Genomic DNA, 14,753 nt, shown 5'->3' on the forward strand with positions numbered 1-14,753 from the left:
AGGATTTCCATGACGGCGAAGCCTCAAGGGGCCATGCGATGTGTGTGCTTACACGGGCATTTCTATCAGCCGCCTCGGGAAAACCCATGGCTTGACGTTGTGCCGCGGGAACCCAGTGCTGATCCCGACCACGACTGGAACCAGCGTATCACCAACGAATGCTATCGACCCAACACGGCCGCCCGCATCGTGGACCACGAAAATCGTATTCTGGCTTTGCGCAACAATTATGAATGGTTGAGCTTTGACTTCGGCCCCACTTTGACTGCCTGGTTGGAAAAACATGTTCCCTGGGTCATCCATCGATTGGTGGAAGCCGATCGGCGAAGTGCTCAGCGCTTGGCCGGCCGGGGTAACGCGGTGGCTCAGGCTTATCACCACATCATTTTACCTTTGGCCAATCGCCGAGATAAGGAGACTCAAATCGCCTGGGGGATTGCCGAGTTTCGTTATCGATACGGCCGAAATCCAGACGGACTTTGGCTTCCGGAAACCGCCGTGGACCATGAAACCTTGGCTCTCCTGGCGGATGCCGGCATTCGCTTCACGGTTCTAGCTCCGCACCAAGCGGCCAGGTGGCGTTTTCTTGAGGGGGAATCCACGATCTGGCGGGATGTTCGAGATGGATCTATTCCCTATGGACGTGCGTATCGATGTCGGTGCCTTAACGGAAAGTGGATACATCTTTTCTTTTATAATGCCGAGATTGCGCGAGGTATCGCCTTTGAAAGGCTTTTGGAACACAGTTCCCGGCTTCTGGGAGCTTTTCAAGAAGGTTTTGCGGACCCTGAGGTGCGCGCCGACGAACCCTGGCTTGTCCATGCGGCCACAGACGGGGAATCCTACGGGCACCATTTCAAGTTTGGGGATATGGCTTTGGCTGCGGCCTTTCAGGCTGTGGAAAAGGATTCCACCATCGAAGTGGTGAACTATGCCGCCTTTTTGGACCGATTTCCCGTACGGGCCGAAGTCGAAATCGTGCCCGAGACGGCCTGGAGTTGCGCTCATGGCGTGGGACGATGGCGCACTGACTGCGGCTGTCACAGTGGAGCTCACCCGGAATGGCATCAGAAATGGCGCGAACCCCTTAGGGAGGCTTTGGACACGGTTCGAGACGCTTTAGGACTCCATTTTGAAAAGGAAGGGTCCAAAAGGCTCCGTGATCCCTGGGCTGCTCGTAACGACTATATTCACGTGCTTCTCAAAGGTGCCGAAGAAAAAGAGGCTTTTTTTCAAAGACATCAGCGCAAACCTTTAGGGCCCGAAGACAGGCGATGTGTTCTCGAGTTGATGGAAATGCAAAAGGAAACCATGGCCATGTACACATCGTGCGGATGGTTTTTTGACGATGTGAGTGGCTTGGAAACCCAGATCATTCTCGCTCACGCCTGTCGAGCCATGGAGCTGGCTCTCAAGACCGGCGCAGCATCCGTCGAAGAATCGTTCTTGAAGATTTTGGAAAAGGCGCCAAGCAACCTTTCGGAAATGGGCAACGGGGCCCTCGTGTATCGGCGCTTGGTACTGCCGAAACGGGTGACGGCCCAAAGAGTCTGCGCCGGGGCCGCCATGGAGGCCCTGGCATTGAGAGTTCCACCCAGGGAGCGTATCCATATCTTTGCCGTGCGTGCCCTGCAGGAACGTTTTCTCTGTGAATACCCGGTGCCCTGCCAGATGGGAATCATGGAGGTGGAAGATCTTCGAACGGAAAGGTCAGAGCGCTTTGGGTATGCGGCCATTCACTTCGGAGGATTGGATTTACGTGTTTCGGTGAAACCTATGGAGAATCTCGCCTCTTTTGAGCCCTTGGTTCGAAACCTTCAGACCTGCGCCGTGGAAGGGACCGCTTCCATGCTGCGCTGTTTGGATGAATTGCCTGAGGCTGAAGCCTACTCTTTGAAGGATGTTCCCGAAGATGTGCGTATGGGAATTGCATCCAAGCTGGCGCAGGATCATCTCCGTTTCTATACGGAATTTCAAAAACGCTTCTTTAATGCTCACCAAGGGCTTTTATGGTCCTTGCGCGAATGGGGCATTACCCTGCCCTCAGACATTAAGGATTCGGTGCGGCGCGTTCTGGAGCGTCAGATCCTCGATGTTCTTGAACCGCTATTGCAAGAAGGAAACATGGAAGAAGGTCGTTTTCGCGAAAACGGAGGGGAGGGAACTTTTCGACGCCAAACCCTCTTGGCTCGCCTTGAATCTCTGCGCCTTTCTCTGGCCTCATGGGGTGTGTCTCAAGAGCTTCCTGAAGTGCACCGCGCTTTAACCCAAGCCGTGCGCAAGGAATTGCGTCGTCTTTTGGACTCCCAAACTCTTTACTTGGAAAGATTGTGTCTTCTCGTGGACGTCGCCCAAACACTTCAGGTGGCATTTCGCGATTGGTGGATTCCGACCCTGTGGTGGGAGCTGAGCAAGCATCTGCAAAGCGGCGACCTGAAGGGGGCTTACCGTTCCTGTTTACGCACTCTCGATGCACTGAGTGCCTGCACTTTTTCCCCGGATTCCTCCCCAGCCACGCCTAGGGCGGATTCCCATGGCCCTGACCAGTTGTCCTGAAAAGGGTTCCTCCGTTGCGCAAGAACCCTTTTCCCATATTTCAAAGCACACCACAGTCCCGATCATCTTTCCATGGGCCAAGAAACTTTAAAAGCAGAGGGGTTGTAAGGAGGTCGTCCCCTCAGTGGGCGGACACATAGGTCCGTCCCTAACGTTCTTTGGTCGTGGAAGGTTTCAGAGAATCCTGAAAGGACCCAAGTCTATGGAGTTTTGAGTAATCCGAGGGAAAAGGTCGACAAAAAAGTTTAAAGCTTTGGAAAGGATGTGCCGATAGCCGAAACAACACTGGAGAGAAACTGTTGGCAGCTCTGCAAAAAGACGGAGCTTTTCAGGGTCGAAGGCCTCTGGAAAGGAAAGGCGGTGCATGGAATTGGTAAAAAGACTGGGACTCCTTTTGAGTTTCCTGGTTTTGGGCTTTTCCATGCAGGGCTGTTCTTTTCGGGATCCTATTCACATCGGTTTTGTTGGTCCCATGACGGGGCGTTTTTCGGATCTGGGGGTACACGGACGCAACGGAGCCGTGCTTGCCGTGGAAGCCGTCAATGCTTCAGGAGGCGTGAACGGACACCCTTTTGAACTTCTCATAGAAGACGATGAAAGCACGGTTCCTGGGGCTTTAGCCGCCGTGGAACGACTGCTGTCTCAGGGCGTTCGTCTTGTTCTCGGTCCCATGACAACCACGCAAGTCTCGGCGGTGCTTCCCGCCGTGGATCAGGCCGACGGCGTGTGTCTTAGCCCGACGGCTTCTTCCCAAACCTTGGATGCTCGAAAAGATGCGCTGTTTCGCATGGCGCCTTCCGACCGTTTTCAAGTGGAACTGCTGGCAAAACGCATGTTGTTGGACCGACGGCTGCGCACTTTGGTCATCGTATGGGATGCCGACAATGAGGCTTATACCCGATCCTACGCTGAAGCCTCGGCGCAAGCCTATGTTCGCCGAGGAGGCATTGTTTTGGCACAGCATGCGTTTCGATCCTCCGTGCCGGGCTCGTGGAAACATCTGGCCATGCCCATTTTTCACGCCGGCTCCGATGCAGTGCTTGTGGTCGCTTCGGCCAAAGACACCGCTTACTTTTGTCAATGGCTTGCCAAGCAGGGGGTGACGGCCGCTTTGTTTACCTCCTTTTGGGCACGATCCCCGGAACTGCTTCTCTACGGGGGGCGCACGGTGGAAGGTCTGGAGCTGGTAAGCGCCGTGGATTTTGAGGACACCTCTTTGACCATGAAAGCCTTTGTGGACAAGTATCGACAGAGGTTTGGGAAAGCCCCAAACCAGGCCGCTGTCTTTAGTTTCGAAGCGGTGCGGCTCCTTGAACGTGCCATGGCACAATCCCTTTCCACGCATCTTCCTTTGCGAGAAACTCTTTTGGAAGATCATCATCTCGTCGGACTCACCGGACCTCTTCGCCTGAATTCCAGTGGAGACCGCCTTCTTCCATCCATCGTCGAAGCCTTGGTTCAGGGACGCTTTCAGGTAGTTTATCGCGCGGGAGAAACAGGATGAAAAGCGCACCCTTAGCTTCGGTGGTTCGAGCCCACATGGCACCTAAGATCTTTACCCTGGGCCTGGTTGTCGTGGCTTTGGGAACTCTGCTTGTGGGATACCACCAGTTCCAGGCAGTCCGAAACCATCATTTGCAGATCATGCGGCCTCTTAAGGCATCCCTTGAGGGTTATCTCGATCACGCGGCGTCGGTGCTAAAAATCTTAATGTACGCGGACCCGCGCGGAATCGCTGAAGGTTCCTCCATGTTGGCGGCTGCCCATCAGGCCCTTCCCTATTTTCATCGCCTGATTATCACCGATCCTGCGGGTGTCGTTGTCGCTGCGTACCCTGACGGTGGGGAAGGCTTGGACTTTTCCGGTTTTCTTGCCTCGATGCTTAGGGATCCTTCCCTTCTCGAAACAGTGTCCGATCCCTATGTGTCCCAAGAGACAGGAAAAGTGACGGTGTCTTTGACACTGAGGCTCGCCTCGCAGGGTTTTGTGATGGGCGAGCTGGATTTGTCTCACATTCAAGACTACGTGGAATCTTTGGTGGATGCCGAGGGAGCCGGGCATGTCGTTTTTGTCGTGGATGGATACGGAAACCTTTTGGCCCACCCGAATCGGCATCTGGTGGCTCAGCAGACCAACATGGGACATCTTCAGATGCTCCGTCATGTCATTTTTGACAAAAAAAGCCGGGTATCCTTGGTAAGGCTGGAATCCAAAAGGTATTTGGCCACGGCGGCGTTCATGGCAGAGCGCGGCTGGATTCTTTGTGTGGCGACACCTTTGTGGCGTCTTATGAGCCCGGTGATGCAGGCTTCCGGTCTTGCCGTGACTTTGCTGTGTCTTTCCACAGCGATCATCATGGCGGCGGCTAAAAGGCAGGTGGAAAGGGTTGTGGGAAGACCTCTGGAACGTTTTTCTCGAGCCTTGGAATATGTGGCGTGCGGCCATGCCGATGCCGTAGACCGGTTGGAGCCTTGTGGTGTCCTCGAGTTGGACCGCGTGGTGGGAGCCATGAAACAAATGGCGGGGACTGTGGCGTCTCGGGAACAGGAAGTGCGTCTCACACTGGAGGCTTTAGAAAAGAGCAACGAGCAACTCGAAGAAGCCATCGCTCGTGCCAACCGTCTTGCCGTGGAAGCCGAAATGGCCAACCAGGCCAAAAGCCTTTTTTTGGCTAACATGAGCCATGAAATTCGGACTCCCATGAACGGCATTCTTGGCATGAATCGTCTGCTTCAAGATACGCCTCTGGATTCCGTGCAAAGGGAATACGTTGACATTATTCATAAAAGTGGCGAAGCCTTGCTTGCCCTGCTTAATGACATTTTGGATTTTTCTAAAATTGAAGCGGGCAAGATGGAACTGGAGCATGTGGATTTCGATCTAAGAGCCACCGTGGAAGGGGTGGCTGAAACCCTGGCGGTCAAGGCCCATGAAAAAGGGTTGGAGCTGGCATGCTCCGTGGATGGGACTTTGCCTCGATACCTTCGAGGAGACCCGGCGAGGCTACGTCAGATTTTACTCAACCTAGTGGGGAACGCTTTGAAATTTACCGAAAAAGGTGAGGTGGTTCTCAGAGTGACTCCCACAGAGACTCAACCTGGGGTTGGAAAGGTTGGGCTGCGGTTTACCGTAAGAGACACCGGAATAGGTATCCCCAAGGATCGGCTGGATTCAATTTTTCAGTCCTTTTCCCAGGTCGATTCGTCCATCACGAGAAAATACGGCGGCACGGGCCTCGGTCTGACGATCTCAAAAAGGCTGGCGGAAATGATGGGCGGTACTATGGGTGTGGAAAGTGAAGTCGGGCAGGGTTCCACGTTCTGGTTCACGGCGATCCTGGAAGTAGGTGAGCAAAAAGCTGAGGAGAAACCCTATCTGATAGATGAATCGGTTTTGGAACAAATCCGAAGGACGCGTGTCCTGGTTGTGGACGACAATAGCACCAACCGGTTCGTGGTTACCGAAATGCTTCGTGTTTGGGGCTACACTTACGAAGAGGTGAAGGACGGCCCGACAGCTCTGAAGAAACTTCGAGAAGCTCAGAAAATGGGAACCCCTTTTGGTGTGGTGATTCTAGATATGCAGATGCCGGAAATGGACGGAGAAGCCGTTGCGCGCCGGATGCGAGACGATCCTGAACTTTGTCACACGCCCTGTGTGCTTCTCACCTCTGTCGTCTCTGCGCGAATGGTGCAAAGGCTGACGCAGGAAGGCCTGTTTCGGGCTGTTTTGACCAAACCTGTAGGCTATTCCAAGCTTTACAACGCACTTTTGGCCTGCCTTGATATCGCGCCGATTCCTCAGCTTGATGATTCGGCTTCCTCATCTTCCGATGCCCGTGCAAAGCCTCCAAAACTTAAGGTGCTTTTGGCGGAGGACAATCCTATAAACCAGAAAGTCGCCGTGGGATGCCTCGGCAAGTTGGGTTGTCAAGTGGATGTGGTCGGCAACGGCCAGGAAGCCCTGGAAGCGCTTCGAGATCACAGCTACGATCTGGTTTTCATGGATGTGCAGATGCCTGTTCTGGACGGTTTGGAAGCCACCCGCATGATCCGAAAAGGGCTTGTTCAGGTACGGAATCCTCAGGTGCCGATCGTTGCCATGACCGCTCACGCCCTTCAAGGAGACCGGGAGATGTGTCTAAAGGCAGGAATGGACGACTATGTGTCAAAGCCTATTCGCATAGAGGACCTTCAGGCGGTGATTGATCGGCAGAGGGAGCGGCGATCTCGTGGCGGCACCATGACCGAAAAGGAGACGGCACCTGTGGTAGCGGGTTTGGTTGGATCCTCTCAGAACGATCCGGACGTGTTCAATTGGGATGAATTGGTGGACCGCCTTGGAGGGGACATGGATCTTTCGTGGGAAGTTCTTTTGGACTTCGTGGCGGAGCTTCCCCAACGTCTCGAAGAAATCGAGAAGGCTGTAGATGACGGGGACATGGCCGTCACCAAACGACTGGCTCATAGCCTCAAAGGGGCTGCTGCCAATATCTCGGCCCATCGCCTCCGTGAAGCGGCGCTGGTGCTGGAACAGGCGGCAGCCCGAGAAAACCCCGGGGATCTCAAACCTCTGGTAGCCGTGCTCAAAGAACAGGCGGATCGATTGACCGTGGCGGTGCATGACGTGGGCGGTCCACCGGAGGCTGTAAGCTTTTAAATGGGGAAAGGGAAGGTCATGAGGATTTTGGTGGCTGACGACGATTCCACGACACGCAAAATGGTCGCCGCTATGTTGACCAAATGGGGCTATCATGTGGTGGCGGTCAACTCCGGAGATGCCGCATGGGATGTTCTTAAGAACGAGGATGCTCCTAGGCTGGCTGTTTTGGATTGGGTCATGCCCGGCATGGATGGAGTGGATATTTGCCGCAAAGTGCGTGAAACGGTGCCCAAGGACCGCTACCTCTACCTGATCCTTTTGACGGCCAAAACAAGCCGCCAGGAAATCATTTCCGGACTGGAAGCCGGCGCCGACGACTACATGATCAAGCCTTTTGATCCCAGTGAACTTCAAGTGCGTGTGGGTATCGGGCGACGCATCATTTCGCTCCAGGAAGAACTGGTTGCTGCTCGAGAGGCTTTACGCTTTCAAGCCACACGTGATCCCTTGACGGGAATTTACAACCGGCGAGCGGCCTATCAAAGACTGTTGGAAGAGCTGGAAAGAGCGGGTCGCGACAACAAACCCGTCAGTGTGCTCATGGTGGATCTGGACCACTTCAAAAAAATTAACGACACTTATGGACATCTTGTGGGAGATCAGGTCCTCAAGGAAACGGTGGCTCGAATTCAGAGTGTGATCCGGTCCTATGACGTGGTGGGAAGATTTGGAGGGGAAGAATTTATGGTGGTTCTTCCCAATGCCGATACGGACATTGCTGTGAGGGTGGGCGAAAGGATTCGCGCAGCGGTTTCTTCTCGACCCATCGTTGCAAACGATCAGATTTCCATCTCGGTGACCCTTAGCGCGGGGGTGGCTTCCCTTGGTGTTTCCGGTGCTTCCGCCGATGCCCTTATTCAATCCGCTGACGAAGCTCTCTACCTTGCCAAACGCACGGGACGAAACCGCGTCTGTAGCGCCGGCGACCCGTTCGCGGCCGTGTGTGCTTAGAGGCATGTCCTAGTCCGTGTTTTTATCCGGAAGGACAGGTGTCCCGCCCGCACTACGACCCGAGCGGAACAGAGAGCCCTGCCGCCGGGGGGACAATCGCCTTTCCTTGATTTGCCCCTATTTTAGGGGGTGTGTGCGTTGTTTACGAAAAATTGTGCAGCGGACACATCGGTGCGCCCCTACACTAATAGGCTGCATCGGTTCGCCCCCATGAGAGCCGGTGTCGGTAAGCCATGACTATAGGCCGTAAGACTTCGCCCCGTGGATCGGTAAGGGGATGTCGAGCGGCCCGTAAGGTTTGGTGAGATGCGTCGATACGCCCTTTTAAGGGGGTAAGGGAGCGTGTCCGAAAACAAGAAAGACTGCTGCATCCAGTGCCGTATTGTAGGAGCGAGACACCGCTTCGCCCCTACAAACCTGAGAATACCTCTTTTGCTGGGGGCCAACCTCCGAACCGGCCTTTATGAGGGCGGCCTCCGGCGCTCCTAGAAAAGGGCGCGCTGCGCCGTGACCCTACTCGGCATGGAATGGCTCCTATTTGACTGTCGGAGAAGCTTCGAGGATGGCGGCCATGGGGAAAGGGAGCCGGAAGTTCGTGACCCCTTTCCTTGCCGAGCGTCCTTCTACGAGATTGGGGGGCCATGGAAAGGCTGGCTTTTGAAGGCTCAATGACCCTGAAGTTTTTGGGACTGTCCTGTAACGACGGCCATCCATTTTTCCAGAGCTTCCACGCGAGCGTCGTAGCCTTGAACGCCTAAAAGCTTGGCTCCCTGCAAGTTGGGAAGCACTGCTTTGTACAGGGCGGCTAATTCCTTTTCCTGCGCAGCTACGGCTGCGACACCTTCACGAGCGGCCTTTTCCAAAATTGGCCGCAAAGTGTTCAAGGCTTCTTCCGGATTGGCGAAAGGTTTGCCGACCAAAGCTCGTGCTGCTTCGGCAGTGACGGGAATGAAGCCGTAGCCGGGAACAGCGGAACCTATCAGACCCCATAATCGTCCCTGACAAAGACCAAGGCCGCCTCGCTCCGCACGAAAATAATAATGAGATGGTGTAGCCAACAGGACGAGTGATCCCACGACGAGAATCACGGCAAGAATGGCGGATCCTTTGAAAAGGAGACTGCGGTTGATAGCGGATACCACGATGTGTTTGTCGCTTGAGCCCTGCATGGCCGTCCTCCGTGTTCTGAGTCTTACCACCGTGGAGAAAAGAAAAGCCGTAAACGGCAGCCAATCTAGTCAAGGGCGGGGGTCGAGTCAATCCCTTTGTCCCCCTGAAGGGCTCGGCGCACCGCCTCGGAGGCCATCTTTTCGCCATACCAGTCGATCTGCCGGCAGATACCTCGAATAATTTTCACTTCACGGGCCTGCAATCCAATACGGCTGAAAAATTGCCGAAGGCTTCGCATCCAGTAATCCGGGTTTTCCGGGTTCACGAAATGAATTTTGGCAAGGGTGTCTCGAAGGTGCGCATACATGGCTTCCAGCTCAAAACTTGTGGCTAACTTCGGCGTGAAGGTTTCCGGCGGATCTTCAGCCGCTCGAAAGATTTCATAGACCATGATCATGACGGCTTGAGCCAGATTTAAAGAAGCAAATTCCTTGGACGTGGGAATGGTCACCAAAGCGTGGCAGTATTTCAATTCCCGGTTGGCCAAGCCTCGGTTTTCCGGCCCGAAGAGCAAGGCTGTTTGATTCGTGCGACAGATGTCCACCACACGTCGGGCCATTTCCCGAGGATCCATGACGGTCCGCCTGTGGGAACCTGTTCTTGCCGTGGTGCCGATGATATATTGAAACGATGCTAAAGCTTCACCCAGATCGTCGTAGACTTCCATGTCGGCTACCACGTCTTCGGCGGCATGGGTGGCCATTTTAAGAATGCGTGAGAGGTCGCAATCGAGAGGATCGACGACGATCAAGCGGCGCAGTCCCATGTTTTTCGCCGCACGAGCCGCGGCTCCGATGTTTTCCGGAAAGTGAGGGCGATGAAGCACCACGGCGATGTTGTCTAAGGGAGTGCGGCTGGGCTTCATGGACGTGAAGCTGAGCTCCTTCAATAGGGTTTAAGGATCGAAAAAGGGTTTCATCAAACAGGGCGTCATTATAAGGTGTCGCGTCGAGGATGCAAGACAGTGTAGCTTGATCCAGCAGGGGGAAGCTCATGGGATCGGAAAAGGTTCGTGAATCCGTTATTGCGGGCACATGGTATCCCGGAAATCCGGAAAAGCTTCGCAAAAACATTGTGGAATATTTGTCGAAGGCATCGACGGCAAACATTTCCGGTCGACTGGTCGGGGTGGTGGCTCCGCACGCCGGTTATATGTATTCGGGGCCTGTGGCGGCTTACGCCTACAAACTCCTTGAAGGAAAACCGATCAAACGGGTTCTCATCATGGCGCCGAGCCATCGGGCCTACTTCAGCGGGGCCAGTGTGGACGATGCAGCGGGTTATCGCACCCCATTAGGCGTGGTCCCAGTGGATCGAGCCCTAGCCCAAAAGCTTACGGCCCATAAGGATCTCTTCTCCCATGTGCCGCAGGCTCACGCCCAGGAACATTCCCTGGAAATTCAACTACCTTTTTTACAAGTGGTCCTGCAAGACTTTCGCATGACCCCGGTTTTGATTGGTGACGTGACCCTGGAAGCATGCCGACGCTTGGCCCACGTTGTGGCCGAGGCGGTCGCCGACGATGATGTATTGTTGGTGGCGAGCACTGATCTCTCCCATTACTATCCGTACCAGGAAGCCAAGAAGCTGGATGCACGTGTCATCGAAAAAGTCGATCGCTTTGATCCGGAAGGGCTCTTTGAAGCGTTGCAAAAAAGGGAGTGTGAAGCCTGCGGGGGGGGGCCTCTGGTGACAACACTTCTTGCCGCTCGAGAACTAGGGGCCAACAAGGCACGCGTCCTCTACTATGCCAATTCCGGCGATGTGACGGGAGATGTTCGAGGGGTGGTGGGGTATATGGCAGCCGCCCTTTTCGATAACCCAGGAAAAGCGTTCAAGGAATTCCCTTCCGCTGATGCCTCTGAGAATGTCGACCAAGAGACGTTTTCCGAAGAAGAAAGAACTATTCTACGTCGTTTGGCATGGCAGGCGATAAATTGGAAACTGGGCCGGGATTCGGAACCTGTCTATAAAGGAACGGGCTCAAAGCTTTTAGAAAAACGAGGTGCTTTTGTCACTCTGCACAAGCACGGGACCCTTCGAGGATGTATCGGCTATGTGGAAGCTCATAAGCCATTGTGGCAAACGGTCAAAGAAGCGGCGGTGCAGGCGGCCTTTGCTGATCCTCGGTTTCCACCGGTGCGTGCCGATGAGCTGGAGGGTCTGGAATTGGAAATTTCTGCCCTAAGTCCCCTGGAACGCATCAAGGACCCTCTTGATTTTTCCGTGGGACGCCATGGTCTGGTGATTCGTAAAGGCTACCACAGCGGACTGCTGTTGCCTCAGGTTGCGGTGGAGCATGGCTGGACGAAAGAGCAGTTTCTGGACTGGACATGCAAAAAGGCCGGGCTTTCTCCAGGATGCTGGAAACATGGGGAGGCTGAGGTCTACCGGTTTTCGGCGGAAGTGTTTTAGAAAGGATTGAGCTCTCGCAGATGAGCTGTTGCAGTACGCCCGGATTGAACGGAGAGGGTAAGGCCTGAAAACAAGCCACCGTGACGAACACCACATGGTCGAAGAAACTTCGCGGGATCTAAGGATGGTGTCCTCAAAAGGAGTCGGGCGTGGGAGAAGTCATCGCTTTGGATGAAAAGCGCCGTCGCATGCGGGCTCGCCGCGCCTTTCATCTTTGGGAAAGGCGCTTTAACGCCGTCTTTCATGAAAGAACGTCGGTTCGGGATCTTTCCGATGCCGTCCTATCTGTTTTGATTCAGCCGGGTGAACAGGGTACCCGTTTGTTGCAGTCGGTCGTGGTGAGTCTTCTTACGGGCGAGGAGAATACGGATCTGGAGAGACTGACTCCTGCGCAGAAAATTTCGGTCATTGACCTGACTTTGTTCCTGGTGGATCAGATCCGGTTTGAATGCATGCGAAGGCTCGGGTGGGTGGAACCGGATCCTCGCTTGGAGATGCCTATTGTGGACCTGTTGGACCAGGTTGCCAAAGGGGATATATCCGGAACTCCGTCCACTCCCCCCATCTTGCCCTCCCACCCTCTTTATGCCGAATACCAAAAGACTTTCGCGGGGGACCAAGGTGCTTTCGTTCGAAAACTTATCCCTCGAGCCATTGAAGAATTCATTCGCCGCAGCCGGACCTAATCGTCCCATCGAACAGTTGTCAAAACGGCGGCGCCGACGACGAAAAACAGCAGAAGGGCAAGAATCGCGGGACGGGGAGTGCCGAAAAGATCCCGCAAAACCCCAAAAACAAAGGGCCCGAGGATCGCGGAAAATTTTCCTCCGATGGCAAAAAAACCAAAAAATTCAGCACTTTTTTCCTTTGGAATCAGGCGGCTGAAAAGGGAGCGGCTCAGCGATTGGCTGCCTCCCAAAATAAAGCCGACGACGGCGGCAAGAACCCAAAAATGCATGGCTGAGCGCATGCTGTAAGCGAAAAGCACAACGCCGCACCAGACGGTCAAACTGATGAGCAGTACTCGACGTGTGCCGAACTTTTCCGCAGCGCTCGCCAGCAAGGTGGCTCCTGGAAAAGCAATCCACTGCGTCATGAGGAAGGCTCCGGTCAGAGATGCCGTCGAAAGGCCTAGTTCCGTGGCTCCGTACACGGAGGCCATGGTGATGACGGTTTGGATTCCGTTGTTGTAGAAGAAATAGGCGATCACCATCGCCGCCGCGGGTCGGCGAGTCCACAAGTCTTTCCAGAGGGCTACCGCAGTGGAGATATTCGGCAGCAACATGGTCTCGGAAGACCCAGCCCCTTGCGCAGGGAGCCAGAAGGAACAGGGGAGGGTGAAAGCAGCCCACCATAGCCCCACGGTGACAAAGGCGAATCGGACGACTTGGTCGGTGTTTTCCAGCCCGATCCATCCAGGATGATAAAGCCATACCAAATGCACGGCCAACAAGAGGCCGCCGCCCACATAGCCGAAAGCGTACCCTAGACCGGAAAGCCAATCTTGTTGGGATGGAGTGGCGATATGGGGTAAGAAAGCATTGTAAAAGATTTCGCTAGCGGAAAAACAGGCGTAGGCGCCTATGAAAAAAAAGAGAGCCCGCCAGACGGTTCCCGGTCCTGTGGAAGCGAGAAACATTGTGGTTGCAGCTCCACAAAAAGCCAGTCCCAAGAAGAGCGTCTTACGCTTTCCGCGTATGTCCGCCCATCGGCCGATCCAAGGTGCTGCGACGGCGACACAGAAAAGTGACGTGGAGAGCGTGTAGCCCCACAGGGAGGAAGCCTGTGTGTGCCAATGAAAAAAACCTAGGTTGAGGGTCATGCCGTCGGAAGGCATGATCACTTTGGCAAAATAGACCGGAAAAAGAACGGCGAGAATGCTTGTGGCAAAGGTAGAATTGGCCCAATCGTAAAAACACCAAGCCCATTGCGCCTTGGTCTTGGGAAGCAGTCGCTCCATCGCCGTTTTCAAGGAAGCCCCCTATGCCCAAAGAGCGTTTCCATATGCTTTTGGCTTTAGAAGCCGCAAAAGTCCTGAGTCAGGGCAGGCGCCCACATTGGGACGAAGACTCCTATCTCCTGGGATCCATCATGCCGGACACCTTGTTCTATGATGTGCCCCATATGCGTCTTTCTCGATTGGGGCGGCGGCTTCATCGCATGCAAGGCGAAGCCGGCGCGCATGCCTGCCTTGAACAATTGTCTCGGGTCCCTTTCAACGACAGCGCTGCACGCTGGTGGCTTTTGGGCATGATGACCCATTTTCTTGCCGATGCCTTTTGGCACGGGTTGGTCAATCACTATAGCATGCCGCCCTTTTGGCCTTGCCGATACTACCGGCTCAAAGCCAGCTCTTGCCACTTTTGGCTGGAAAGCCAATTGGAAGCTCATTGGATTCCCCTTCTGGGGCCTCAGGACGGTTTCCGAAAAACCCTTCACCGTCTTCGTTTGTCTCTCTGGCGTCGGCATCCTGCGGCATCCTATTTCAGAGACTTTCTGAAAACCCTTTATGGGACCGCACCCTCTGAACAAGCCCTGAGGAAATGCCTTTTCTGGCAGGCGACCCTGCTGAGCCTTTTTTCAAATCCTCCGGGAGACGGTGTCCATGAGCGGCTTTTGCACAGCCGCTGGGGACGTCCTTTGGGAGCTCTGTTGGTGCCGAGAGCTTCTCGTCTTTCAGAACTCATGGAGATGGCCCCGGACCTTCCGGAATTCCATCTGGGATTGCATCCGTTTGATGGAAGGCTGCTCGCCAGATCAGTGGTGAGCATAACGGGGTTCCTTTGGGTCGTGCAGTCGTCGATCGTGAAGTCGTGAGGACCTAAGTTGTGAATCGGGAAGACGGGAAGTCGGCAATCGGGTAGGGGTGAGTGATGGAATGGGTAATCCAGAGGTTGAGCGGGGTTGGCTTGCCAAGTTGTGAAAAGGGGAAGGATCATGGGGTTTGGCCCCGCGTCTTGCAGGTTTGGAATGCTCAGTTTCATGAAGAATGAGTGTTG

General features: G+C 54.5%; 10 protein-coding genes. 7 read left to right on the forward strand and 3 right to left on the reverse strand.

The genetic code is table 11. The features are described 5' to 3' along the window. Positions 1–9: 9 nt before the first annotated feature. From WHS46_07395 to WHS46_07410, 4 genes are all read left to right on the forward strand, one after another. Positions 10–2,556, forward strand: a complete 2,547-nt coding sequence (locus WHS46_07395) for a DUF3536 domain-containing protein (GenBank protein ID MEJ5348498.1) — start codon at positions 10–12, stop codon at positions 2,554–2,556. Between the two features lie 364 nt (positions 2,557–2,920). Next, positions 2,921–4,060, forward strand: a complete 1,140-nt coding sequence (locus WHS46_07400; GenBank protein ID MEJ5348499.1) for an ABC transporter substrate-binding protein — start codon at positions 2,921–2,923, stop codon at positions 4,058–4,060. Next, positions 4,057–7,215, forward strand: a complete 3,159-nt coding sequence (locus WHS46_07405; GenBank protein ID MEJ5348500.1) for a response regulator — start codon at positions 4,057–4,059, stop codon at positions 7,213–7,215. The genes WHS46_07400 and WHS46_07405 overlap by 4 nt, the downstream gene beginning before the upstream one ends. 18 nt (positions 7,216–7,233) lie before the next feature. After that, positions 7,234–8,169 carry a diguanylate cyclase gene (locus WHS46_07410; GenBank protein MEJ5348501.1) on the forward strand — a complete coding sequence of 312 codons (936 nt, stop codon included), beginning with the start codon at positions 7,234–7,236 and terminating at the stop codon, positions 8,167–8,169. 665 nt (positions 8,170–8,834) lie between these two features. Here WHS46_07410 and WHS46_07415 read toward each other — a convergent pair. After that, entirely contained in the window at positions 8,835–9,338 is a 504-nt protein-coding gene (locus tag WHS46_07415) for a hypothetical protein (GenBank protein ID MEJ5348502.1), read from the reverse strand. A 65-nt stretch (positions 9,339–9,403) separates the two neighbouring features. Then, complete coding sequence (locus tag WHS46_07420) at positions 9,404–10,204, reverse strand: RNA methyltransferase (protein ID MEJ5348503.1); 801 nt, start codon at positions 10,202–10,204, stop codon at positions 9,404–9,406. 128 nt (positions 10,205–10,332) lie between these two features. Here WHS46_07420 and amrB point away from each other — a divergent pair, with 128 nt between their 5' ends. Together amrB and WHS46_07430 are read left to right on the forward strand one after the other, a co-directional pair. Beyond that, positions 10,333–11,754, forward strand: coding sequence for an AmmeMemoRadiSam system protein B (gene amrB, locus WHS46_07425; protein MEJ5348504.1), 1,422 nt, complete (start codon positions 10,333–10,335; stop codon positions 11,752–11,754). 149 nt (positions 11,755–11,903) lie between these two features. Beyond that, positions 11,904–12,440 carry a hypothetical protein gene (locus tag WHS46_07430; protein MEJ5348505.1) on the forward strand — a complete coding sequence of 179 codons (537 nt, stop codon included), beginning with the start codon at positions 11,904–11,906 and terminating at the stop codon, positions 12,438–12,440. Here WHS46_07430 and WHS46_07435 read toward each other — a convergent pair. Further along, positions 12,437–13,726, reverse strand: a complete 1,290-nt coding sequence (locus tag WHS46_07435; GenBank protein ID MEJ5348506.1) for an MFS transporter — start codon at positions 13,724–13,726, stop codon at positions 12,437–12,439. The two genes, WHS46_07430 and WHS46_07435, sit on opposite strands and share 4 nt — an antisense overlap. 11 nt (positions 13,727–13,737) lie before the next feature. Between WHS46_07435 and WHS46_07440 the strand changes: the two genes are divergently transcribed. Next, the gene (locus WHS46_07440; protein ID MEJ5348507.1) at positions 13,738–14,571 is read left to right on the forward strand and encodes a zinc dependent phospholipase C family protein; all 834 of its coding nucleotides are present in this window, start codon (positions 13,738–13,740) and stop codon (positions 14,569–14,571) included. Positions 14,572–14,753: the final 182 nt, after the last annotated feature.

Origin of the sequence: Desulfosoma sp. (assembly GCA_037481875.1) — a bacterium.
In the GTDB taxonomy this organism is placed as follows: Bacteria; Desulfobacterota; Syntrophobacteria; order Syntrophobacterales; family DSM-9756; genus Desulfosoma.

Coding starts and splice junctions, on each gene's coding strand:
- WHS46_07400 (MEJ5348499.1), top strand. CDS start 2,921: ATGGAATTGGTAAAAAGACTGGGACTCCTTTTGAGTTTCCTGGTTTTG.
- WHS46_07420 (MEJ5348503.1), bottom strand. CDS start 10,204: ATGAAGCCCAGCCGCACTCCCTTAGACAACATCGCCGTGGTGCTTCAT.
- WHS46_07405 (MEJ5348500.1), top strand. CDS start 4,057: ATGAAAAGCGCACCCTTAGCTTCGGTGGTTCGAGCCCACATGGCACCT.
- WHS46_07415 (MEJ5348502.1), bottom strand. CDS start 9,338: ATGCAGGGCTCAAGCGACAAACACATCGTGGTATCCGCTATCAACCGC.
- WHS46_07440 (MEJ5348507.1), top strand. CDS start 13,738: ATGCCCAAAGAGCGTTTCCATATGCTTTTGGCTTTAGAAGCCGCAAAA.
- WHS46_07410 (MEJ5348501.1), top strand. CDS start 7,234: ATGAGGATTTTGGTGGCTGACGACGATTCCACGACACGCAAAATGGTC.
- WHS46_07395 (MEJ5348498.1), top strand. CDS start 10: ATGACGGCGAAGCCTCAAGGGGCCATGCGATGTGTGTGCTTACACGGG.
- amrB (MEJ5348504.1), top strand. CDS start 10,333: ATGGGATCGGAAAAGGTTCGTGAATCCGTTATTGCGGGCACATGGTAT.